At 61.3% G+C, this 21,730-nt stretch carries 22 protein-coding genes; 3 read left to right on the plus strand and 19 right to left on the minus strand.

Features of this window, described 5'->3' with window-relative positions:
* Positions 1-545 precede the first annotated feature (545 nt).
* From GRI55_RS09685 to GRI55_RS09735, 11 genes are all read right to left on the minus strand, one after another.
* Positions 546-737 (minus strand): hypothetical protein, encoded by a 192-nt coding sequence (locus tag GRI55_RS09685; protein WP_063505074.1) that lies wholly within the window; start codon positions 735-737, stop codon positions 546-548.
* Positions 734-931 (minus strand): hypothetical protein, encoded by a 198-nt coding sequence (locus tag GRI55_RS09690; protein WP_063505075.1) that lies wholly within the window; start codon positions 929-931, stop codon positions 734-736. The genes GRI55_RS09685 and GRI55_RS09690 overlap by 4 nt, the downstream gene beginning before the upstream one ends.
* Positions 928-1,362, minus strand: coding sequence for a hypothetical protein (locus tag GRI55_RS09695; protein WP_237452463.1), 435 nt, complete (start codon positions 1,360-1,362; stop codon positions 928-930). Before GRI55_RS09695 ends, GRI55_RS09690 begins: the two co-directional genes overlap by 4 nt.
* Positions 1,355-1,795, minus strand: coding sequence for a hypothetical protein (locus GRI55_RS09700; RefSeq protein WP_156488827.1), 441 nt, complete (start codon positions 1,793-1,795; stop codon positions 1,355-1,357). Before GRI55_RS09700 ends, GRI55_RS09695 begins: the two co-directional genes overlap by 8 nt.
* Entirely contained in the window at positions 1,795-6,510 is a 4,716-nt protein-coding gene (locus GRI55_RS09705; RefSeq protein ID WP_160766979.1) for a hypothetical protein, read from the minus strand. The genes GRI55_RS09700 and GRI55_RS09705 overlap by 1 nt, the downstream gene beginning before the upstream one ends.
* Positions 6,511-6,671: 161 nt before the next feature.
* Positions 6,672-7,733, minus strand: a complete 1,062-nt coding sequence (locus GRI55_RS09710; protein ID WP_160766980.1) for a hypothetical protein — start codon at positions 7,731-7,733, stop codon at positions 6,672-6,674.
* Entirely contained in the window at positions 7,733-8,170 is a 438-nt protein-coding gene (locus GRI55_RS09715; protein ID WP_160766981.1) for a hypothetical protein, read from the minus strand. The genes GRI55_RS09710 and GRI55_RS09715 overlap by 1 nt, the downstream gene beginning before the upstream one ends.
* Before the next feature lie 580 nt (positions 8,171-8,750).
* Positions 8,751-9,431 (minus strand): hypothetical protein, encoded by a 681-nt coding sequence (locus tag GRI55_RS09720; protein WP_160766982.1) that lies wholly within the window; start codon positions 9,429-9,431, stop codon positions 8,751-8,753.
* A gap of 42 nt (positions 9,432-9,473) precedes the next feature.
* Complete coding sequence (locus GRI55_RS15000; RefSeq protein ID WP_160766983.1) at positions 9,474-9,626, minus strand: thermonuclease family protein; 153 nt, start codon at positions 9,624-9,626, stop codon at positions 9,474-9,476.
* Positions 9,627-10,141: 515 nt separating this feature from the next.
* Positions 10,142-10,669 carry a hypothetical protein gene (locus GRI55_RS09730; RefSeq protein WP_160766984.1) on the minus strand — a complete coding sequence of 176 codons (528 nt, stop codon included), beginning with the start codon at positions 10,667-10,669 and terminating at the stop codon, positions 10,142-10,144.
* Positions 10,666-10,884 carry a helix-turn-helix domain-containing protein gene (locus GRI55_RS09735; protein WP_160766985.1) on the minus strand — a complete coding sequence of 73 codons (219 nt, stop codon included), beginning with the start codon at positions 10,882-10,884 and terminating at the stop codon, positions 10,666-10,668. Before GRI55_RS09735 ends, GRI55_RS09730 begins: the two co-directional genes overlap by 4 nt.
* A gap of 153 nt (positions 10,885-11,037) precedes the next feature.
* Between GRI55_RS09735 and GRI55_RS09740 the strand changes: the two genes are divergently transcribed.
* The gene (locus tag GRI55_RS09740; protein ID WP_160766986.1) at positions 11,038-11,871 is read left to right on the plus strand and encodes a hypothetical protein; all 834 of its coding nucleotides are present in this window, start codon (positions 11,038-11,040) and stop codon (positions 11,869-11,871) included.
* Between the two features lie 167 nt (positions 11,872-12,038).
* On the opposite strand, the gene GRI55_RS09745 is transcribed toward GRI55_RS09740, so the two are convergent.
* The 6 genes from GRI55_RS09745 to GRI55_RS09770 form a co-directional block, all read right to left on the minus strand.
* Complete coding sequence (locus tag GRI55_RS09745) at positions 12,039-13,067, minus strand: bifunctional DNA primase/polymerase (protein ID WP_160766987.1); 1,029 nt, start codon at positions 13,065-13,067, stop codon at positions 12,039-12,041.
* Between the two features lie 2 nt (positions 13,068-13,069).
* The gene (locus tag GRI55_RS09750; protein ID WP_160766988.1) at positions 13,070-13,261 is read right to left on the minus strand and encodes a hypothetical protein; all 192 of its coding nucleotides are present in this window, start codon (positions 13,259-13,261) and stop codon (positions 13,070-13,072) included.
* Entirely contained in the window at positions 13,262-13,534 is a 273-nt protein-coding gene (locus GRI55_RS09755; RefSeq protein WP_160766989.1) for a helix-turn-helix domain-containing protein, read from the minus strand. It lies immediately after the preceding gene.
* A gap of 88 nt (positions 13,535-13,622) precedes the next feature.
* A complete protein-coding gene (locus GRI55_RS09760; protein WP_160766990.1) occupies positions 13,623-13,820 on the minus strand; it encodes a hypothetical protein in 198 nt (65 codons plus the stop codon).
* A 663-nt stretch (positions 13,821-14,483) separates the two neighbouring features.
* Positions 14,484-15,668: a tyrosine-type recombinase/integrase gene (locus GRI55_RS09765; protein ID WP_160766991.1), complete on the minus strand. Its 1,185-nt coding sequence runs from the start codon at positions 15,666-15,668 to the stop codon at positions 14,484-14,486.
* A 169-nt stretch (positions 15,669-15,837) separates the two neighbouring features.
* The gene (locus tag GRI55_RS09770; RefSeq protein WP_160766992.1) at positions 15,838-16,578 is read right to left on the minus strand and encodes a sulfite exporter TauE/SafE family protein; all 741 of its coding nucleotides are present in this window, start codon (positions 16,576-16,578) and stop codon (positions 15,838-15,840) included.
* Positions 16,579-16,639: 61 nt separating this feature from the next.
* Here GRI55_RS09770 and GRI55_RS09775 point away from each other — a divergent pair, with 61 nt between their 5' ends.
* Entirely contained in the window at positions 16,640-17,257 is a 618-nt protein-coding gene (locus GRI55_RS09775; protein ID WP_160766993.1) for a GNAT family N-acetyltransferase, read from the plus strand.
* A gap of 16 nt (positions 17,258-17,273) precedes the next feature.
* Here the strand turns inward: GRI55_RS09775 and secA are convergent, their stop codons facing one another.
* Both secA and GRI55_RS09785 read right to left on the minus strand, forming a co-directional pair.
* The gene (gene secA / locus GRI55_RS09780; RefSeq protein WP_160766994.1) at positions 17,274-20,039 is read right to left on the minus strand and encodes a preprotein translocase subunit SecA; all 2,766 of its coding nucleotides are present in this window, start codon (positions 20,037-20,039) and stop codon (positions 17,274-17,276) included.
* 99 nt (positions 20,040-20,138) lie between these two features.
* The gene (locus tag GRI55_RS09785; protein WP_063505861.1) at positions 20,139-20,408 is read right to left on the minus strand and encodes a hypothetical protein; all 270 of its coding nucleotides are present in this window, start codon (positions 20,406-20,408) and stop codon (positions 20,139-20,141) included.
* An 86-nt stretch (positions 20,409-20,494) separates the two neighbouring features.
* On the opposite strand from GRI55_RS09785, the gene argJ reads away from it, so the two are divergent.
* On the plus strand, positions 20,495-21,721 hold the full coding sequence (gene argJ / locus GRI55_RS09790; protein ID WP_160766995.1) for a bifunctional glutamate N-acetyltransferase/amino-acid acetyltransferase ArgJ: 1,227 nt from the start codon (positions 20,495-20,497) through the stop codon (positions 21,719-21,721).
* Positions 21,722-21,730 lie beyond the last annotated feature (9 nt).

Raw genomic sequence — 21,730 nt, forward strand, 5'->3', positions numbered from 1 at the left:
TGCGCGCAAGTCTGCGAAAAGAATTTCACGTATATGGCGAGGGAACCGCGAGTACATACAATCTAATTGCTTCAGTAGCGATCTTGGGTGAACCAACCCGTAGCTTCTCGACCACGCAACCCGCGTCAGGCGCGGTCATCGACAACGAAACTAAGTTACGCCGAGTTGGGCGGCTAAGAAGGAACAGATTGAGCCCGAGGGCCACTACGTAGAAGGTCGGGTTCTGGCTATCATTTGACGCCGTGCGCGCTCATATCTGAGGCGAGGCGGTGGGCCTCTCTTCGCGCAAGGCGGCGACCCCGCGTGAAGTTCTGTACCCCGGCCCATCGCCTTACCCTCGCCGGTTGCAGTGGAGGCAATCCTCTCAGGCCGGTACTTACACCCCTACGAGCTGTATAAATAACGGCTCCGCATCGCATGGACCATAACGCTCCTGCCACGCTTGCAGCTCGGATTCGACATCTGATTGAGACGTGACCAGCAGAACCGGACGCAGGCCATCCGCTTCGCCAGCACCTTCGAGCCTTTCGACCCTCGTCCGCAGACTACGCATTGGCCCCACCGGGCTTACGGATAATCACGCGAAGGATCTTGTTGCCTTCGCCGATGGGGCCATGCTCCGCCTCATGAGCCGCCGTCGCCTCGTCCTCGCTTTGCCCTTCGTGCTGGATGATCCGAACCCACGGGGCGAAACCGCCGAACGTTCGCGTCTCCAAGGCCTCAAGTCGCCGCTTCATTGCCCCAACCATTCCCGTACCTCCTTTGAAAACTTGCTCAGATCGCCGTCAAACTCTGGCTGACTTTCGTTTTCGACATGCTTCTGTTCATCGGCTGACAGCGGGATGCCGAGCCACTGTTTACCCCAAGGGGACAACGTGCCTTCCCGCGTCCTCCCCTCCAGCGTAGCCAGCCGTCGCTTGAGCGCACTCATTGCTTTTGCTCCAATGCTGTGAGGCGACTTTCCAGATCGCAGGTTTCCACCAGTTGCTTGTGCGAGGTCAGCAGGGCCATGACACGCCCGGCCTCGTCCGGTGTCACTTCGCCAGCCGCCACCGCACACAGCAGCGCGGAGGAGGCTTTAACTGCATCCTCAGCACTGGCGATTTCAGGCAGCGAGAAGCTGACCGGACTGTCCCGGCGGGCAGGTGCGATACGATCCAAGCAAAGGCGTAGCGCCGTAACGTCACCCTCCAGTGCCTTATCGATCGCCTTTCGGGTCAGAGCTTCGTGCTCCCCCTCCAGTAATGCTTCGACTGCCAGGGTTGTCTTATTCCGCGCACCCAAAGTGCGACCACCGAGGCCATTGCCGGGAGCGAACCTCCCGTCCGGTTTCCGACCGTTATTTTTCGGAGCCTCAGACATTAGGACCACCCCCAGGGCTCATGGCTTCGAGTGCTGTCACACGCTGTACGAGCGCTTGCAGATCCGCCTCCAATGCCGTGCTTTCCAGCGCTTGTTCCAAACCCTCCACTCTCGACAGCGGTAGGCACCCTGCCAGATTGGCGAGGACGAACCTGTCACCGAAGCCCGGTGTCGAACTTACCATTGAACCCCGGCAATTGCAGACCTGCAAAACCTGCCCGGAGGCGGGTGGCCAGTAGAAGGCAAAGTGTCCTTTCGCATCGGTCGAGGCGTAATCCACGATCCTGCCCTCCCCATCGCTCAAAGGCGTGCCGGAAGGATCAGCGAACAACGGGACAATGTTTCCCTCGCTGGTGACAACCCGCGCACGATAATCGGCGAGTCCACACCCACGACCGTTGGTCACAATATCGGAATGCTGGATCAGCCTCATCATTGCACCGTGAAACCCGGAGGCGGGGGCGGTATGCCTTCGCGCGGGTTGCTCAATCCAGCCGTGCGAGCGCCACCTAAAACTGGCGCGCCGTAATAGCCGGGAAACACGACGTGCAGATGATCGCCTTCATTAAGCGCCCGAGCATTCGGAAAACGCTTCGCTACCTCGCCTTGCAGCCACGACATAGACCGTCCGGGAGGGGGCGTCAGATCGAGTGCTGAGCCGTCCAGATGCGCGCTGTTTGCAGCGGGGCGATACCCACGGCGGCGCATGTCCGCTTGATGCTCAGGCGTCCTATATCCCGAGGTCACGCGGACGCCGGGAATAGCCTCCTGCACATCGCGGAAGTAATTCACGCCCGCGCTCTCCCCTTCAACCTTGAAGCCCGGAGGCGGAGGAGGCGTGTCGCTGCCGCGGCTGGAGTATTGGGGAGCTGGTGGCGCAGGGACATCACCGCCGCGAGAAGGCAAAGGATAATCAGGGTCGTCGAGCAGCCCGCGAGCAGTCTTGCGTGCAGCGGCGATGGCCTTCTTGGCAGCCTTGCGCTTAGCATCTTCGCCCATACGGCTGTACTCCGCCGAACCAATGAGGCGGAGAAGTCTGTTATAGGTCAAACGCCCCGCAATCTCGTGATAGCGGTCATACTGTTCCGGCGTGTAGTCGAGGCGTTCGCCATCCTCACTGTATTGCTTGCCCGGAGCCGAGACGCCCTTACCGATACGCAGCATCTCAGTAACGACAGGATCGTTCTTTGCCTGCGATTGCCAGAAGGGTGAGATGAAGTCCGGTCCGAGGCTATCGAGATCCACCACTTCCCCGAACACATCGCGGCGCGGGTATAGTTCATCCGTCATGCCGGGAATGCGGGCCTGTATCGCCTCGCCGATGCTTTCCCGTTTGCGGGAGACCGGATCGATCGCACGGGCCACACCGGCCACGCCAGCCGGGACCGCGAAGGCGCTAACGGTCCGCTGTATCCAGTTGTCGGCATAGCGGCCCGGATCGCTCAGCCCCTCCACAAAGGACGAGACGCCAGAAAGCCAAGTTTTGCTGGCAAGGTTGCCCATGATCGATGCAACCAACATTGTCGCCTTATCGTCCTGTTGCCGCTCGCTCAGACCGCTAGGAAGGGTCGCCATGTCGGCAGCAACGCCCAGCGTGGTCGAAAGCGGATCAAGGCGTGAATAGCTAATCCACCTATCGCCAACCTTGACGCTGTAGGGTTGCCACCCGTCCGCATACATGAGCTTCGCTTTGTTGGCATCGGGAGGCACTGCCCCCGTTATCTTGCCCTCTAGCGCAGCCTCATACATGACTGCAGCAAGGCCGGTGCCGAGCATCATGCGGGCAACAGCCATATCGCGAGCCTCGCCACCTGCGTTAAACTCCGCACGCCAGTCCTTGAGCAAGGGCGCGGCTGGCGACCGTTCGGTTGCAAACTTTAGCAGGTTGATAGGTGTCCGCACGAACGGGACCACCACCTTGGCCAGAAGATTGCTATTCGTAATCCCGGAAATGTGCCTCCCGGTTTCGCCAAGCTTGCGCTGGAACGTGAGGTAGCGGCCATAGTCCATAGACCGCTCGAACATCTCGTCAGTCGGGTTGGCGACCAGCTCTGCAATGCGCTGCTTCGCCTCGTCCCCCTCCAGCCCTTCCTTGGCGGCGAGACGCACCGCTTGGCCATTCAGCTCCATACGTCGGGCAATGCCCTTGAATAGCTGATCCTCCGCAGTCAGGAGGCGCGTAGGCACGCGGATAACCTCGCCCTTGAGGCCCGAGATTGCCTTATATTCGTCTCCCTCCACTTTGGACACGAAATCGTCAGCATCGCCACTTCGGAGGGCTTTGGCGAACAGGCTCACGCCCTCTTTCGTCCCTTGCAGCAGGCCAATCGACCTAGCGCCCACCTCGCTTGCCAGAATGCGATCCTCGACCTTGCCACGCGTCGCCGTGTTACGCAGAGCGCCGATTGCTGCGCCCGTGGCATATTCGGGAATCTGCAACATGGCCGTCAGGCTGTTCGAGACCATATTCACAACGTGCGTCGGAGGGTTCGACAGCAGGAAGTTGATGTAAAGCTCCCCGATCTTTTCCCTCCACTTGGGCTTAGCAGCCTTGGCCGCGAAAGCGTTGAACTTACCCGGCCCCATTTCCACCGCATCGAGCAGCACGTTGGCGGCATCCTGTAGGCCAGCCCTACCGCCGCCAGCGCGGACCATTGCGCCGAGAACGTCAGTGCGAACCGCGCGAGCATCCGCAGCTTGCCGGAACTGTTGCAGGGCGCGGCCAGCTTCCGCCGTCATACCCGACACCTGCTCCTGAATAGCAACGTGACGCATCCACGCCTGCCGGAACTGGTAAAGCGCCTCTTCGCCGGGATCGTCCATGCGTTGAATGCGCTTAGCCGCGTTGACCAACTCATTGCCCGACTTCGCCAAAATCTGGCGCGCAGCTAAAGCCTCTTCCGCGTTGAACGCCTGCCCCTTGCGACGAGACAAAAGCTGTTCGGGCGTCATGTTCAATTCACCCGCCAGCCGCTCAGTTTCGGCTTGCGTGATCCTGCCCCGCTTGGCCGCATCGAAGCCGCCTAGCGCGTTGTCCGTTGCCTTCAGGGCGCGGCGAATGTCTTGGGGGCTATCGAGCTTCGTAACGTCAACGTTACCCACCCGGTCAATCGCCTGGCTAGGCCATTCCTCATAGGCCTCCACGGGAGGAAAGGGCGCCGCGCCATCGCCCACGCCCGAGCGATCCGCATAGACAGGCCCGCCAACATCGTGGCGCTGTTGCTCTAGGTCGAAGCGTTCGCCCTGGAGGCCGTAGAAGCCTTCCACCTCTGCCATATCGTCGGCACGGAACCGACGCCCAGTGTTGCCCTCGTATGTGTCACGCAGGGCATCGAGGAAGGTGTTAACGTCCGGGCGGTCCATATGCTCAGGGAAGTAGCCCGCTTCCCATGCCCGCAAGGCCGCATCATCTAGCGACATGCCCTCATCATTGAGCATCGGGCCGAAGCGGGTTTCTTGCCCTACAAAATCCATACCGCGACGGGCCGCGTTGGACGTAATGCCCATGAACGCCAGTTCCCCGCCTTGGTCGCGAAGGCCGCCATTAAGACGGATCCATTCGACCATATCGACAGGGCCAACCTTGGGAACGTCAGCGCCGTTGTAGCTGCGCACAGTCTGCCTAGAAAGCGCGTCCCGCTCATTGGGTAGGCGAGCCTCCACGAAGCGGCCCGCGTCAATCCCTGCCGCTTCTTGTGGCCCGTCAACGAAGTTTCGCGGCATAGGCAGCACGTCGCGCGGCTGGATGGTCGAGGCCGAAGCGAGCAATTCAGCCCGCGTTGTAGGATCGAGCGGGCGGCGAGCGTTGGCAAAGGCGTTACCCGGAGGACCAAGCGACAGGCTATCCCCCGCGCCATCAGCCATCGGTTGCGCGGCCGGCGTATCGAGAGCGAAGCCGGGCGGGGGCGCGGGAATATCCGCGCGAGCTGCACCGAGGCCAGCGTCTAAGGCAGTCTCTTCCCCGTATGCGTCGGCAGCCCCGCCGGTAGCGCGGGCGGTCCTTTCACCGTTGCGGCCAGCAACAGCGCGGTAAGCCTTGGCAGCAAAGGGCGCACCATACTCGACAGCCTTGCCCAGAGCCGGGGCGGCCAGAGCGCCAATAGGAGCGCCAATCGCCGCCCCCTTCAACCGTTGGGCCGTGTTGCCGTCGGCCCCCAGGAAACCCTCGCCAGCACCGTACACACCGCCAACCTTCGCGAGTTGGGGGATTGAGCGGGCACCTTGCCCGTAGGGAATAGCGAAACCAGACGCGAGCGCGCCGGTCACTTCGCCCGTGGTCGAGGCAACCGGATGGAAAGTCTGATCGTAAGAGAGAATGCCCGCATTCTGGCGCTGATTGTTCGCCCAGATGTCCGCAAATCGACGGTCGCTGTTCCAAACATTCTCCCGCCCGTCTGTGCCGCCTAGAGCGTCAACAAGCGCGCCCGCTTCATCGAGGCCACCCGCGAGGAAGCCGGAGCCAGCCTTGCGCATGAACGCACCCGTTGCCCCGTCCCCGAGGTCAATCATCATCGGGGGCGGCGATTCCTGCGAGATCGCGTAATCGACATTCTCGCCAGCATCCCGACGAGATACCCAATCACGCAGATCATCCGGGCGGGAAGTCTCATAGCCGTTAGCCGTGAGGAACGCGTTGATCTCTTCCGCCGAACCTGAGCGTAGAAGATCCGCATAGCCATCGCGCACGGCAGGGGCGAGCGGCTGGAGAGGAGTTGGCGTATCCCAGAATTGCGCGACCTCTTTCGTCGCGGGCGAGCTAACCGGGGCCTCCCGATAGTCCGCGGGCGATTGAGTATAGACCCCATGCACTCCGAGGCGGTTTGTCCGAGCGCGACTCTCCGCCTGCACGTAGTCAGAGCGCCTTTTGAGATCTTCAAGCAGGTAGTCGGGAGCAGCGAAGCCGTGCCCGTAGCGGAGGCTCATCAAGCCCGCATCGGTCTGGCCTACTTCGACCGGAGCAACCCGACGCCCCCACGAAGCCCCGAACGAAGGGCCCACCGTTGCCGTGCCGCCGTTTAACGTGTCTTGCAGGAACGCGCGCGATTGCTCGCCAATCGGGACCGCGTTGCCCTCCCTATCCCAACCCTGTTGACCAAGTTCCGGCGCATCCACACCCACAACACGCACCCGAGCGTCACCGCTGCGCACCGTATCGCCATCGGTCGCTTGCGGCGCGTCTAGAACGAACCCTTCAGGTGGAGGCGGAGCCTTGTCCGAGGTGGACCTGCCACCCCCACGAAACAGCTCTTTACGAGGCCTAGGGCTCTTCGCATCGTCTAATGAAAAACCGGAGGGAGGCGGAGGGAGCGTCAATTGACCTTAACCCATGCCTTGCCATTCCACTCCACCTTGTTGCCCTTGCCATCGGTCGCAGTGGGCCGTGCTGCGCTACGAGAGCTACGCGACGGAGGCGGATTGGCGTTGCGATAATCGACCATCCCACGGCGGTTACCTTGGCGAAGGATTTCCATTGCCCGACGATTGCCATGACGCTGGCTCTCCAACTTGCTATCGTTCGCCGTGCGGTAGTCGTCCAATTCCACATCGCGGCCATGCGCGGACGGTCCCGAACTGCGCAGAACGTAATCTTCGACAGCCTGGAAATATTCGGGGGTACCCTCTTCCAAGCCAAGCTCTGCAGCGTACAGCTCGAAGTCTTCCGGACCATCATAGAGAACGCGCGTCTGTCCGGTCGCAGGATCATAACCAACGCGATCTCGGCCAATCGTGAAAGGGTTAGCCGCACGCAAGTCGGCTTCGCTCTGGCGCGCGTGGTCCTGATACTGCCACTTCGCCAATTGCTCGGCTGCATACCGTCGGCGTTCTGCGAAATCGGATTGCTGTTGAGCTATACCCTGCACAGCCATCGGCGTGCGCCCCTGATACGCGGCAATACCATCCGCCACGACGGCTAGAACTTTCTGCCAATCTTTCACTTGGGGCGCTTTGCCCACAAGAGCCTTGCGCGCCGCGTCATAATCAAACGGCTGGCGCATCGAGGCACCTAGTGGACCGCTCTGTTGAGCGCCCAGCGGAGGAGCCGAGCGCTTGGAGATACCCGCGCCTGCAGTTTCACCATCGGGGCCAACCGACCAGCCGCTTTGCTCCACGGGAGTAGCCTGCGAACCGTCTAGGTTGAACGTGCCGCCACCGAATCCTGATACGGGACCGGGCATCATCCCAGCCTCACGCATGGCAGTGCCCTTGGGGCTTTCCATCATCGGCATACCCTTATGGGCCAAGGTGCCATCGTCTTCATGCGCCAGCGCAGCAGCGCCCTTCACGGGCGAGCCGAATAGCTTCTTGCGGCGATGAGGTAGGCGCGCAGCCTCCGACATCGATGTGTAGTTCTGATTTGTTGCCCCGAGCATTACTGCGCCCCCTGCTTTTCGGACTGCCGCAGCAGGTCCACATAATAACTAGCCGCCGCCATTGTCTCGGCATCGGCGGTGTCCATTGCGCCTTCGTAGAGCGCGTGGAACCTCTCGCCCGCAGCGCCTTTTGCGTGGCCAGCGGTGGCTTGCGCGTACGCCAGCACCTGCCCACCCAAATCTGCGCGGGCATCACTGGCGGCTGGATCAAGTAGGTCGGCAGCAAGGGCCAGCAGTTGGATGACTAAGCCCGTATCGCTTCGATCCCCCTGAGCCGCCGCGAGGCGGGCGTAGGCAAGGCCTTCGTAGAAGCCGCATAAGTCCTGAGACGCGAGGCGCGAAACCGCCTCACCCGCGAGCTGTCGCTGCGCCTCCAGGTCACCCACCGCAGCGCGCTTCGCCAAGGCAAACGGGTTTTCACTGAGGGGCACAGTCATAGCGAAACCGTGCGCGAAAGGCTGCCGAGGTCCGACCGACGGGGGGAAAGCCGAACCCCGGCCCCATACATGCGCAGGCGGGCGCTGTTGGGAACTGAAGAAGATGTGATTGTAGCCATTATTCCCCCGTCTCTCTGTCTCGAAGTCGGGAGGTGTGGCGGGGGTCTTAGATTCCGATAGTCTGCCCCCGCTTTGCCTCAGTCTCCCGACGATGCAATCTTGCAAACTCAAATGACGCGCTTGAACTAGCACAGTTTAGCAAGAAAGTCAAGCTTTGTTCTCGTAATGTTCGACACTCGGAACGGCCCGCGATAATCACGGAAGCTTGAGTAGTAAGCGCCTTGATTCCCTCGCGGACTACGCCCGCCACCGCTACAGGGTGAGGATCGATTGCCAGTGTGGGCGCGTGGTCATGCTGGACCCGCACGACTTGCTAGCGACTATCGCGGCGAGAGGATGGCCGCGCTACAGTTTGGAGGGCTTGGCCATGCGGTTGAAATGCCAGCGCTGCGGATCGAAACCTAAGCGCATAGGACCGGGGCTGGATTAGAAACTGAGACCTGAGAGGGGCTGTACGGCGCTACTCCGAACGCCCCAGCTCCCGCCGCAAGTTCTCGGCACGGCGATGAGAGCGCCTTTCGTGAAGTTTGATCAGTCGTATTGTGCGCCGGTCAAAGTCGTCTGTTAACACTCGCTCGCTAGCCAGACCTTTATAGAAGCTACGCAGTTTCTCATCCAACTCTGAGAATGCGAGGACAATATCATTGACCTCCTTCGAAGACACATGCTTTCCAGGGGGATTGGAGCCTGTTTCGGACCACCAGCCCGGACTTCCATAAGGTGGCATGAGCTTGGCCGGGTTGGAAATATCATCGTCGTAATAGGCAGGCGTCACTGTCCAATGAGCCAAACGATTCCGCTTGAGGGAAAGCTTTCGCGTCTTCTTACTCAGGGCAGCCCAATCCGTCCGCAATTCCACCGACCTCTCGTCAGAACCCGAAATCCGCGCTTCCAAGGCGGCATCGACCATCCTCAGCTTGCTCCGAAAATTCTCGACTGAGTAAAATATCGCCGTAGGCACTTGAAAATCAATGTACACAACTGCTTGAGCATCGTCGTCGGGATGCGACGATGTTGGCGTCACACAGATAGTGAAGAGATTGCAAAGCGATAGCTCGACGAAACTCCACTCGCTAATCGCCTCACCAACGAGCGCGAGCATTTCTCGTGTTTCACCGAGGCTTTTATCTTTCCCATCCACGTTCGACGATTACTCCCAATACAATAACCTCATGCGAGGCATTTAACGTCGTGGCTCCCGCCGCCCTGTCCATTCACGGGCAAGGCCTTCCCGCACTAGGATTGAACCGACCGAACGGCCACCTACACGCACCACCGCCAGCGTGCGCCCGTATCCGTCTTTCCCTTTGCCTTCGCAGGGTAAAGGGCGAGGCATTGAGCGAGGCCGGGAGCCGATTGCGCGAGGCTATCACCCATTCGCTTTCATACGCACAGCGCTCGTTTAATTCCGGCGCGTCAATGTCGGCAATGCGGGCCTTTTTGCCAGCGATCGACGGCGCGTCGCCATCGTGCACGCAGTGAGGGCAAGGCTCTGCCGAGCAGATAGCTAGAGCCGCTGCGAGTAGCAGCACCTAAAACTCGCCAATAAGGCGGCCGAGTAGAAAACCACCGCAAACCATGAACAGGGCCGCTGAGGTCCAGAGGGAAGCGGACTTTACCTCTCGCTTGTCAGGCCCTCGCACCGTTTGCCCCGCCGTATCAACCGAGCGCGCGACCTTCGACCAGCCGCGCGCGGCTAGCAGGCCGAGGATAGCGCCAAGGGAGACAATGACGATAGCGGGGTTGGCAATAAGGCCTGATGGCTCGAAAGCTGTGTCTAGGGGGTCCATGCCGCCAGTATATCCCTAAGCGAATCCTGAGGCAATCTGAGGCCTTATAAGGGCCAGGCGTTCAGAGATGTGAGGTCGAGACATGCTTGGGCCGATGCACGATCAATTCCGCTTCGTTGCGGTCTAGCTTGAGCGCAATCACTTCTTCCCGTGCGACCGTCGCCTTGACGAGTAGGGCTTGCTCCCCCTCCCGTGTGTAACGATGCAGAAAGGGAAACGCCGCCGCTCGCTCGCGATCAAGCGACCAGCTAAGCCCCCATTTGTTGAAAGTGTAGCACCCGCGCCAGATCGTGACCGTATCCGGGAGCCCTGCGAAAGCTTCCCGCTCCGCTTCATCCATCATCCAGCGCCCCCAAGAGGGGTTTTCAATTAGGTCCGCGAAGGGTGTGTCCTCGACAAGCGCGTCAGTGAATTGCGCAATGTTGTCGCAGCAAGTCCATTCCTCCCCCAAGAGCGTAACCCAATCCTTCCACTCTAGGCGAAGTGTGAGGTCGATAATGGCGGGCAAGCGTGAATAGCTGTTTTCAAACTTAAGGACTTCCCGCGCGTCCGGCAATGTAAGTGGAGCGTCGAGCAAAGCGGTAGTCATTCAGGGACCGTGACGCCGAAGCGGCCGGCGCCATAGGAAAACTCGGCCCCCATTTCGACTAGCGTCGCCTCGATAGTCTGGCGCGTTTCCTCACGGATGTTCGCACCAGCCTCGAAGCGGGCGAGGGTAGCGTAAGGCACGCCCGACAGTTCGGCCAACTCCCGCCCTGTCTTGCCCAACCCATCGCGGGCCATCTTGCACTGTTTTGCGTTCATGCGGTGAAGCATATTACACATTCTCTGTTGACGCAATTGTAGATTATGCTTAGCAAAGTTCCCGCCAAGGCATCCTGCCGAAAGCGACCTAGCCGAAGAGGTGGCTCTCTCCGACTAGGCCTGATCGCAAACCCAAATGAGTGGGGCTGGACTATGAATGCAATTACCACAGAACGCCCGAAAACCAATTCGATGCGGAGCGTCCTCGACAGCTTAGAAGGGGCGAGCTTGCCTCAAGCCATGCGCGGTGAGTTTGCATCGGCAATCGACAACTATCGCAGCCGCCGTGCAGCCGTCGCAACCGCCAGTGACGAACAGGCGGCGATCGATCTGCTCGTTGCGGCTGAGCGTCGAGCGCTTTCCTTCCAAGCTTCCAGCATAAGCGAACTTCGGGCCATCGCCGAAATTATCTGGAGCGACGAAGACAGCTTACCGCCATCCGAAATGGTGACCGCGTTTTTCGCCTCCCTGTGCAACCTCGACAAGAACCCCTCACCCACGTTCGACCCCGTCCGCTGGCTCACCAACTACGAGGCAGGCGGCGGCGGCTGGATCGAGCTTGACGACGAGATCCACTTTCTTTCCGCCGACACGGATGCATCGCGCCTAGCGATGTGGGAACTGAAGACCCGCAACGGAGCCGAACAGGTGAAAGCGATTATCCGCAACCGTACCGCCCCTGATGCGAGTTGGGGGCAACTGGTCTCGAACTACGAAACCGCGAAAGCGCGGCTGGACGAGTATCAGTCTGTCGAGCGCAACCTTGAAATGGGCACCCCCGAGAACGCTGCCCATGAGGCTAAAATTGACGAGCTGGCGGACGCGCACTTCGATGCCGCGCTCGCTTTACTTTCGACCCCCGCGCCGGACGCCAAGGCCTACGCCTATAAAATGCAGGCCTATCACGATGCAGAGGCGTTCCAGTGGACGCGCAACCACGAAGTGACCGAGGGACTGGTTAGCGACGCTAAGCGGCTGATGCACTAAACAGCGGCACGGCTCCCGAGCATAGGCCCGTCACTCGTAGCAAGGTGGCGGGCCTTTCTATGTCACCCCGGACATCTCCCGTTAGAAAATGGTCCCTACTGCGGGGTGCGAGATGTCCCAAATTTGTCGGTCAAATGGGTGTCGGGTTTCCGATAGTAATATAAATACTACACCCCCCTCCCCCTCTCCCCCCCCATGACACCGTTTAGGGTCGAAAACCGATAAACAGCGGGCCGATTGCGCGTTTCGGACCGAACGCAAACGATCAAATCGTGGTCGAGCAAAAATTGGCGCGCTTTCTGGAGCCGTGCGAGCGAAAGCGGCAGCGTCTTGCTCCACCCATTGGCAATCAGAAAATCCCGGCCCCAGTGTTCGGCTCGACAAAGCTGGTACAGGTAGAGGGCGTCCGGATTGACCTTGAGCAAGTCATGGGCTGCGCGATTAATCTGCACGAACCTATCCCCTGCGAAGCCGTTGCAACCTTCCTGCTGGTACTTCCAAGCGCTGCGGGCTGTCCGGGCGACCTCTGGCTCAGGCAAGGCATCCCACAGCCCACCCTCATTCATTTCCAGAGCGTATCTAACTAGCTCGTCGAGCGAACCGCACCCCGGCGCAGCCTTCCCGCAAATGGCTAGAAGTGTCTTGTTCCGTTCACCAACTTTTGCGGTATCAGATCCTGGAGCCTTTACATTTTCGGGCGAAGTTAAGGTTTCGGCTACCGGCAACATCTTCGGCAGTGCGCCGAGGTCAGCTAGCGACCCCTCCAAAAACTCATATCGACGCGATCCAGAACGGGAAGGTGGCGCGACAGCATAGCCGCCCCCAAGAATGTCTATTGCCCGACCGGGGAATAAGCCGCAGCGCAATTGTCGCTGCTCGCCATTGTAACGATACCAAACGTGGAAATTGCCCGAGGCGGTGCGCGCAATAACCGGACTTGGTCCGAGTTTGCCAAGGACATCTGCCAGAAGATTTTCGCATGGCTCGTCGATGTCTGCCATCGCTAGGCGATTGCGGGGGCCACACATGAACCCGAAAGCGTCAACGTCTGAGAATTTCGACGCCAGTTGCGCGGACCCTTTGCGCCCGATCCTGTTGTAACTTTTGACGCGGGGCGATTTCTCGTCCGCGTTCACTGGGAATGTCGCAATTCCTGCTTCGGCATAGGCGGGTTGCCAGTCTGCAAAGACGCCCATTGCTACTCCTCCCCCGTCAAATCGACTTTTTGCCGACCGAGGCAGAGGCGCAGTCCGCCCCATGCCCCGCGCGCTTCGCGAATGTCAGAAAAGGACTGCACGGTAGGATGCAGCCCGCCAGCGTCGGGAGGATCGAGGACGACGCTGTAAACGCCGTCCTCTCCCAGCGACAAAATGACCTTGCCGCGCTCCATCTACGCAGCCCCGTCTTGAGTGTCGTTGTCGTTATCGGCTGGCGCAAATTCGGGCAGGACCCAAACGCAACCCGAACGGCCCGACGCACCCTTGCGGCGCTTCTTGCTATCGGCCACCTTCTTGCCAGCGACCAATTCGCTTAGACGCGAACGAACCTGCGTAACGTGCAGGTCGAGGGCGTTTGCCACATCATCGCCAATGACACCCGCTTCGCCGCTTGAAGCGACCACGGCCAGCACCTTGGCGCGGATCGTCTTGGCACTAGATGCCATCGACTCCGCAGCGAGACGCGAGGTTTCCGGCGCTCCCCTGCGGTGCCCTGGAGTATGTGGATAGCGATTGTTTCTGATTTGTTCGCCGTTAGGCTTCATGGCTAAGGCCCTCCACTTCGATACCCGCGCGAGATGCGAGCTGGCCGAACCACTCGACTTGCTTGTCAGTGAGCGGAGAAGCGTCAACGACGCATTGGCCTAAAAACGATCCTGCTTTTCGCGTAAGGCGGGCTTCGCAGCGCAAAATTTCTAGCGCAGCGTTGCGGCGATCTTCAAAGGCAATCATGCTGCACCCCCTGTCACTGGACGCATCCAGCAGTGAGAGCGCGCATGGCCCGACGCGATAGCGAGGGCTTCCCCGTTATTGACGCTCAGGCGATCAAGCGCCCCGTCAAAGAGAACGAAATCAAATTCTGGAGGGTAATCCGGTAGTGTCGTCATGTTGCTTTTCCTTCACGTGGTGACCGCGAGGAAGCTGACGAACAGGGCGGTTGTAGTTTGCGGAAGGTTCCGCTATAATGCCCTTGCTAACGCCGTCCGCTTCAACACGGATAATTAGGCCGTCCCTCGCACAGGGGCGGCCTTTCGGTTTTTGAGGTGCGGATTAAGCCACAGCCCCAACGACAGGCAGGCTTTCCCGCCACGCCTTCTCGTCTTCCAATTTGATACGGGTTGCCCTGCCCAGTTTGGTGAAGGGTAACCTTCCAGCGCGATGTTCGTTGTAAACGAAAGCCCGGCTGCAATCGTTATCAGCGCAGAACGCTGCGATTGATTTCATGCCACTCGAAAAGTTCGCTCCCTGCGAAGCTTTCTGTTGCATTGTAGAATTTGACGGCTTATCCATGCGGCTGCACTCCTGTGTGTACGCCGAGAATCATAGGCGAACGAGACCCGGTAAGCTACGCTGTTCCGTAAATGTTCGGGGAAAACTCGCTCGAAGGCGATTCGCTTAGGCGGATCGCAGCGACAGCGGCAACTGCACCACATCGCCTGAATTGCCCGACGCATAGCGCCCCCACCCGTCAAGCAGGGTACGCCGCATCTCTAGGAACTTCGCGCGATTGTAGGCCCTGACCACCTTGTCGGGGATGCGGTGCGCTAAGGCCGCTTCTGCAACCGCCTCCGGGATCGTGGGCATACGCTCTGCAGCCCATGTGCGGAATGTAGAGCGAAAACCATGGACGACGTAGGGCAGCGAAAGCAGCTCTTTGCCAATCGTCATATCCGATAGGCGCTTGCCGCCCTTCCCCGGAAACACATGGCAGTCATTCTCTGAGGTGCGCCACCTCTTCGCACGCTCCAGAATAGCCAGAGCCTCCGGCGATAAGGTGACCGTGTGGGCCTCACCGTTCTTGCGCATCATAGATGCCGGACGCCGCCATTCGGCAGCCTCGAAGTCGATTTGCGACCACTGTGCATCCCTCACTTCGCCATTGCGAGCAGCGGTTAGGATGGTGAACAGCAGCGCCAGCCGCCCGATCGTTTCCGTCTTGCCCTCTACTGTCGAAACAAAAGCGGGCAGTTCCTCATAAGGCATGGAGGCAAAGTTGCCGCCCTCCTGCTGCTTGGACAGGAGCGCCGACAGGCTTTGACGCGGTGCCGCCTCCGTGCGCCAGCCGCTCGCCTTAGAGAAATCGAGGATAAGTCCGATCCTGTGACGCAGCTTTTTCGCCAGAGCGGGTTTCGTGTGCCAGACAGGCGAGAGTGCCGCGGCCACGTCTCGCTCTGTAATGCTATCGACACGCAGCTTCCCAAGCTTGGGGTGTATGTGCATCGAAAGAGACGAGAGAAAGGCCGCAGCAGTCTTTTCCGACCAGCCGGGACGCTTGGCCTTATAACAGGCGTCAGCAGCACCCTTGAATGTCGGCGGCGCGTTGCTTTCCTTGTCGCGTTCAGCAATCGGATCCCGCCCCTGCTTGGCAACCTTACGCAATTCTCGTGCGCGGTCCCTCGCCTCGGCAAGACTGTAAGCGGCAAGCGATCCAAGCCCGATGTCTTTTCTGGTGCCATTCACTTGGACACGCAGAACCCAAGACTTCGCGCCAGTGGGCGAGACTAGAAGATAAAGCCCCTCCCCATCGCCATGGCGCCCAGGCTTGGCGTTCTCGACTTGCTTGATTGTCAGTTTGCCCACGGGCCAGCGCTCCCACACAATTTCCCACGTTATGCGCTGGATAGAGAAAGGCGTCAATGCACGCCCAAAGACAATACACCCCCGTAAGCCTCAGAATTTAGCGAGCTTCAAACACAGAGAGATTCATCAGAGGACGAGAGTTGCAATCCAACTCGGGGAGCCACTTTTCTTACAAATTCAACAGCAAGCGCCCGCCCACCCAGGCGGTGAGCGCAGCTGTGCCCCAGCGGATCCAACGCTGCGGAAGGTATTTGAGCGCCAGCAGGCTGCCGACCTGACCCGCAACGGCGACCGCGACGAGCAGGGGCAATCCCAGCTCCACCGCTGCGCCCAGACGCCCTGGACCGTTCTTGACGACCTGCCCCGCCAGCCCGAACAGCGAATTGACGAGAATGAACAGGCTCGCGGTTGCGGCGATGGCGCGCGCGTCGTTCCAGCGCACCAGATGCAGCAACGGAGCGAGGAAAATGCCCCCGCCGATGCCCACCAGCCCTGCCAGATAGCCTAGCGGAACGGCCACCAGCGGCATCGACCGCGTAAATCGCGTCGGCCGGGTGGGATCGCCGCCAGCGACAGGCAGCAACATCGAGAGCGCGGTAAAAACAAGACTCCCCCCGAGCAAGGCGAGAAAGCCGGCCTCGCCGATAGGGGTCAGGCCGCCGATGAAGGCGGCCGGTGCGGCCAGCCCGGTCAGCAGGATCGCGCCGCGCCAGGGAGTGACGCCCGCCCGGCCGAAGCGTACCGAGCTGCCCACCACCACCACCAGATTGCACGCGAGGGACAGCAGCGGCAGCAGCCGGTAATCGACCTCGGCCAAGGCCAGCAGCGCGGTATAGGTCGATCCGCCGCCGAACCCGACGCTGGCGTACAACAGGGCGGTAACGAAGAAGGCGAGTGCGAGCGCGGCCATGCCTCCGCCTAGACGCTGGGTTCCGCCCGGGCTAGCGTCTAGGCGGAGGGAACAGGACACTATGCGACCGGACGACATCACGCTGACCGGCGGGCTCGAACGCGCCCGGGCGGGCGACGCGCAGCGGGTCGGTGCGATCACCGCCGATGCCTTCCGCTACGATCCGTTCAATCTGTGGCTGTTCGGCGCGTTCCCCGGGATCGCCAATCTGTTTCATCTGCAGGCGCGGCGGATCTATGTCCCGCGCGGCTATTGCTACACGGCGGGCGACGAAGGGGCATGCATGTGGATGCTGCCGGGCGGCGATGCCGGGTTTTCGCTGCCCGATTACGCCGCCTTCGTGTTCCCCACGCTATGGCATTGCGGTCCGCGGGCGGTGCGGCGCGGGATCCGGACCGGGGCCGCGATGGATAGCCGCCATCCCGATTTCCCGCACGCCTATCTCTTTAGCATCGGCGTGCGCGAGATGGCGCGCGGCAAGGGGTTGGGGCGCACGCTCATCCAACCCGTGCTCGACGCGTGCGACCGGCAGGGCCTGCCCGCCTATCTCGAGAATTCGAACCCGGCAAACACCGGGTTCTATTCCGCCTGCGGGTTTGCGCCGCTCGGCGATCCGATCCACCCCGAGCCGGGTTCTCCCCCGCTGGTGCCGATGGTTCGTCAGCCCCGCCGCAGCTAGCAACGGGGCTACAGGTTCACGCCCTCGCACCGGTGCCGATGGCACCGTGGCAATGCTTGTACTTGTTGCCCGAACCGCAGGGGCAAGGCGCATTGCGGCTGATTTCCATGTCGGCATAGGGATTTTCGCCCGCCGAGCCGCCCGGCCCCACGGCTGCACGTGAACTGCCGGCCAGCGCGCCGAACAAGGCTTCGCGCCCAGCCGACCCATCACCATCGTTCGAGTCGTCGAGCCCGGTCAGCGGGTCGATATGTCCGGTGAGGAAATCGGGCAGGTCGGGAAGATTGACTGCCGGCATCGGCGCGGGCTCGGCCAGTTCGAGGCGGATGAGCTTGTTGGTCACCGTCTCGCGCAGTTTCTCTAGCATGGATTCGAACAGGCTGAACGCTTCCTGCTTGTATTCGTTCAGCGGCTGCTTCTGCGCATGTGCGCGCAGGCCGACGACCTGCCGCAGCGCGTCGAGCGTGGCGAGGTGATCCTTCCACTGCCCGTCGAGTTCCTGCAGCAGCACGCTCTTCTCGATCCGCCGCCACAGCGCCGGGTCGGCCGCAGCGATCTTGTTTTCCATGATGCGGTCGGCTTCCGCCACCAGCCGTTCCTCGATCATCTCGGGCTCGACCTGGTCTTCCTCGACCCATTGTTCGATCGGCGCATCGATGGCGAGGACGTCGTGGACGCGCGTCTTGAGCCCTTCGATATTCCATTGTTCGGGATAGGAACCCGGCGGGCAGGCTTCGGTCACGATCGCATTGACTGCATCCTGGCGCATGTCGACGACCACATCGTCGACCGCCTCGCTGTCCATGATCTCCGCGCGCTGTTCATAGATCACCTTGCGCTGATCGTTCATGACATCGTCATACTGCACCACCTGCTTGCGGATCTCGTAATTGCGCGCCTCGACCTTCTTCTGTGCGGTCTCGATCGCCTTCGACAGCCATTTCGAACCGATCGCTTCGCCGTCTTCGAGATTCGAATTCATCATCTTGGAGAACAACGTATCCGGGCCAAAGATGCGCAGCAGGTCGTCTTCGAGGCACAGGTAGAACCGGCTTAGCCCGGGGTCGCCCTGACGGCCCGAACGGCCGCGCAGCTGGTTGTCGATCCGGCGGCTTTCATGGCGTTCGGTGCCCAGCACGAACAATCCGCCCGCTTCAAGCACCTGCTGCCGCTCGGCAGCGACCTCGGCCTTGATCCGATCGATTTCGAGGTCCTTCTTGGGCCCGTCCTCCAGTTCGCTCAGCTCGTCGTCGATCCGGAAATCGACATTGCCGCCGAGCTGGATGTCGGTCCCGCGGCCCGCCATGTTGGTGGCGATGGTCACCGCGCCGATGCGCCCCGCCTGCGCCACGATATGCGCTTCGCGTTCGTGCTGGCGTGCATTGAGGACCTCGTGCTCGACGCCTTCCTGTCGGAGGAATTCGCTGAGCATTTCCGACTTTTCGATCGACACCGTGCCGACCAGGACCGGCTGGCCGATGGCGTTCTTCTCGGCAATCGCCTTGGCGATGGCTTTGAACTTGTCCTGCGTGTTCTTGTAGAACTCGTCATCCTCGTCGATGCGCGAAACGGGGACATTGGTCGGGATCTCGACCACGTTCATCTTGTAGATGTCCCAGAATTCGGCCGCTTCGGTCGCCGCCGTGCCGGTCATGCCCGACAGCTTGGGATACATGCGGAAATAGTTCTGGAAGGTGATCGACGCCAGCGTCTGGTTCTCCGGCTCGATCTTCACGCCTTCCTTGGCCTCGACCGCCTGGTGCAGGCCGTTCGACCAGCGCCGGCCTTCCATCATGCGGCCTGTGAACTCATCGATGATGACGACCTTGTCGTCCTTCACGATGTAATCGGTATCACGCTTGAACATGTGCACCGCGCGCAGCGCCTGGTCGACGTGGTGAACCACCTGCGTGTTCTCGACGTCGTAGAGGTTCTCGGTTTCGAGCAGGCCGCGTTCGATCAGCAGCTTCTCGAGCTGTTCGGTGCCATCCTCGGTCAGCTGGATATTGCGCTGCTTTTCGTCCTTTTCGTACCAGTCCTCGGGGAAGGTCTTCACCACCTCGTCGATCGAAAGGTAGAGGTCCGACTTGTCCTCGGTCGGTCCCGAAATGATCAGCGGGGTACGCGCCTCGTCGATCAGGATCGAGTCGACCTCATCGACGATCGCGAAATTGAACGGCCGCTGCACCATCTGCCCGCGCTCGTGCTTCATGTTGTCGCGCAGGTAATCGAAGCCGAGCTCGTTGTTGGTCGAATAGGTGATGTCCGAATTATACGCATCGCGCCGCTGCTGCTCGCTGATGTTGGGCACGATCACCCCGACCGTCAGGCCGAGGAACTTGTGCAGGCGGCCCATCCATTCGGAGTCGCGCGCGGCGAGGTAGTCGTTCACCGTAACGACGTGCACGCCCTTGCCCTCGATTGCATTGAGATAGGTCGCCAGTGTGGCGACCAGCGTCTTGCCCTCGCCCGTGCGCATCTCGGCAATTTCGCCGCGGTGCAGGACGATGCCGCCGACCATCTGGACATCGAAATGGCGCATGCCGAGCACGCGGACCGATGCCTCCCGCACCGTGGCGAAGGCTTCGGGAAGGATGTCGTCGAGCGTCTTGCCCTCGGCCAGGAGCGCCCGGAACTTGTCGGTCTGCGCGGCGAGTTCGGCGTCGCTGAGCGCTTGCATCTGCGGCTCCAGCGCATTGATCCGATCGACGATCTTGCCGAGCGATTTGACGTAGCGGTCGTTGGCCGAGCCAAAGACGGATTTCATGATGGAGTTGAACATGTTGGGGCCTTCGAGCCTTCCGCGTGAACTTATGGATGGGAGGCCCGCACGCGCGGTGCGCGGCGGGCAGGAATACGGCAACAAACGGGCGCGGGGCGCCTATTCGTAGGAGCGGTCGATACCGATGTGGACCGCGGGGATCGTCACCGCGACGGTCGGGACGCACTCGGCCGGCTGCGCGGCGGGCCGCAGGACACGCGCCTGGCCGGCGATCGACGCGCCTTCGCGGGCCTCGTGCTGGATGCAGCGGTCGGTACCGGCGGTCAGTTCGACTCCGGAAACCCCGTCATAGGCCTGCGCATGCGCAGGTGCGCCCGCGGCGGCGAGGCCGGTAAGAAGCGCGAGCAGGGTAAGGATGCGACGAAGCATTGCAGCGGTCAGATAGGACGTGTGGCTATGCGCGTCCACCCCGCTTGACCGTTTACCCCGCCCCGCTCTGCGCCTAACGAGCGCCAATGGATCTTGCCCGCTCGCCCCTCGCCCGCCCCTTTCCCGAACTGCCGCGGATCGGCGGCGTCACGCTGCGCGTCGCCTGCGCCCGGTACAAGGAGTGGGACCGCGCCGATCTGACCTTCGCCGAACTGGCCGAAGGGACCACCATAGCGGGCGTCTTCACCCAATCCTCCTGCGCCTCGAGCGAGGTCGAGTTGGGCCGCGAACAGGTGCGCCAGGGTCATGCGCGCGCATTGATCGTCAATGCCGGCAATTCGAACGCCTTCACCGGCTACCGCGGCCGTGAGGCGGTCGATCAGATCGTGCAACAGGTCTCCGCAGCGCTGGGCTGCTCCGCCGAAACCGTGTTCGTATCCTCCACCGGCGTCATCGGCGTGCCACTGCCGAAGGACCGGGCACGCGCGGGCGTCGAGGCCGTTCTCTCCGCCGAGCCATGCAGCTGGGAAGACGCCGCACGCGCGATCGGGACGACCGATACCTTTACCAAGGGCGCGGGCGCGCATGCGATGCTGGGCGACACCCGCGCCGCGCTGGCGGGGATCGTCAAGGGCAGCGGCATGATCGCCCCCGACATGGCGACGATGCTCGGCTATGTCTTTACCGATGCGGCGGTGGCGCCCGAATTCCTGCAGGAAATGCTCGGCCGGGCGAATGCGGCAACCTATTCGTGCATAACCGTCGACGGCGACACGTCGACCAGCGACACCGTGCTGCTGTTCGCCACCGGCAAGGCCGGCAATACCCCGCTTGCGTCGTGGAGCGATGCGGGGGCGGACGCCTTTTTCGCCGCGCTTCTCCAGGTGTGCCGCGACCTCGCGCAATTGGTGGTCCGCGATGGTGAAGGTGCGCAGAAATTCATCGAAATTGCGGTTGCCGGTGCGGCAAGCGACGACAGTGCCCGGCGCGTCGGGCTTGCCATTGCCAATTCGCCGCTGGTCAAGACAGCGATCGCGGGCGGCGATGCCAATTGGGGCCGCGTGGTCATGGCGGTTGGCAAGGCCGGCGAACCGGCAGACCGCGACCGTCTGTCGATCGGCTTCGGCGGTATCTGGGCCGCGCGCGACGGACAGCCGCTGGCCGAGTATGACGAAGCTCCCGTGGCCGCCCATCTGGCAGGCGAGGACATTCGCATGGATGTCGATCTCGGCGTCGGCGACGGGCGCGCGACCGTGTGGACCTGCGACCTGACGCATGGCTACATCTCGATCAATGCGGACTATCGCTCGTGACCGCGCTCG

The sequence above is a fragment of the Qipengyuania citrea genome (assembly GCF_009828015.1).
GTDB lineage: Bacteria > Pseudomonadota > Alphaproteobacteria > Sphingomonadales > Sphingomonadaceae > Qipengyuania > Qipengyuania citrea.

Coding starts and splice junctions, on each gene's coding strand:
- GRI55_RS09685 (WP_063505074.1), bottom strand. CDS start 737: ATGAAGCGGCGACTTGAGGCCTTGGAGACGCGAACGTTCGGCGGTTTC.
- GRI55_RS09690 (WP_063505075.1), bottom strand. CDS start 931: ATGAGTGCGCTCAAGCGACGGCTGGCTACGCTGGAGGGGAGGACGCGG.
- GRI55_RS09695 (WP_237452463.1), bottom strand. CDS start 1,362: ATGTCTGAGGCTCCGAAAAATAACGGTCGGAAACCGGACGGGAGGTTC.
- GRI55_RS09700 (WP_156488827.1), bottom strand. CDS start 1,795: ATGAGGCTGATCCAGCATTCCGATATTGTGACCAACGGTCGTGGGTGT.
- GRI55_RS09710 (WP_160766980.1), bottom strand. CDS start 7,733: ATGCTCGGGGCAACAAATCAGAACTACACATCGATGTCGGAGGCTGCG.
- GRI55_RS09715 (WP_160766981.1), bottom strand. CDS start 8,170: ATGACTGTGCCCCTCAGTGAAAACCCGTTTGCCTTGGCGAAGCGCGCT.
- GRI55_RS15000 (WP_160766983.1), bottom strand. CDS start 9,626: ATGCCTCGCCCTTTACCCTGCGAAGGCAAAGGGAAAGACGGATACGGG.
- GRI55_RS09730 (WP_160766984.1), bottom strand. CDS start 10,669: ATGACTACCGCTTTGCTCGACGCTCCACTTACATTGCCGGACGCGCGG.
- GRI55_RS09735 (WP_160766985.1), bottom strand. CDS start 10,884: ATGAACGCAAAACAGTGCAAGATGGCCCGCGATGGGTTGGGCAAGACA.
- GRI55_RS09740 (WP_160766986.1), top strand. CDS start 11,038: ATGAATGCAATTACCACAGAACGCCCGAAAACCAATTCGATGCGGAGC.
- GRI55_RS09745 (WP_160766987.1), bottom strand. CDS start 13,067: ATGGGCGTCTTTGCAGACTGGCAACCCGCCTATGCCGAAGCAGGAATT.
- GRI55_RS09750 (WP_160766988.1), bottom strand. CDS start 13,261: ATGGAGCGCGGCAAGGTCATTTTGTCGCTGGGAGAGGACGGCGTTTAC.
- GRI55_RS09755 (WP_160766989.1), bottom strand. CDS start 13,534: ATGGCATCTAGTGCCAAGACGATCCGCGCCAAGGTGCTGGCCGTGGTC.
- GRI55_RS09760 (WP_160766990.1), bottom strand. CDS start 13,820: ATGATTGCCTTTGAAGATCGCCGCAACGCTGCGCTAGAAATTTTGCGC.
- GRI55_RS09770 (WP_160766992.1), bottom strand. CDS start 16,578: ATGGCCGCGCTCGCACTCGCCTTCTTCGTTACCGCCCTGTTGTACGCC.
- GRI55_RS09775 (WP_160766993.1), top strand. CDS start 16,640: ATGCGACCGGACGACATCACGCTGACCGGCGGGCTCGAACGCGCCCGG.
- secA (WP_160766994.1), bottom strand. CDS start 20,039: ATGTTCAACTCCATCATGAAATCCGTCTTTGGCTCGGCCAACGACCGC.
- GRI55_RS09785 (WP_063505861.1), bottom strand. CDS start 20,408: ATGCTTCGTCGCATCCTTACCCTGCTCGCGCTTCTTACCGGCCTCGCC.
- argJ (WP_160766995.1), top strand. CDS start 20,495: ATGGATCTTGCCCGCTCGCCCCTCGCCCGCCCCTTTCCCGAACTGCCG.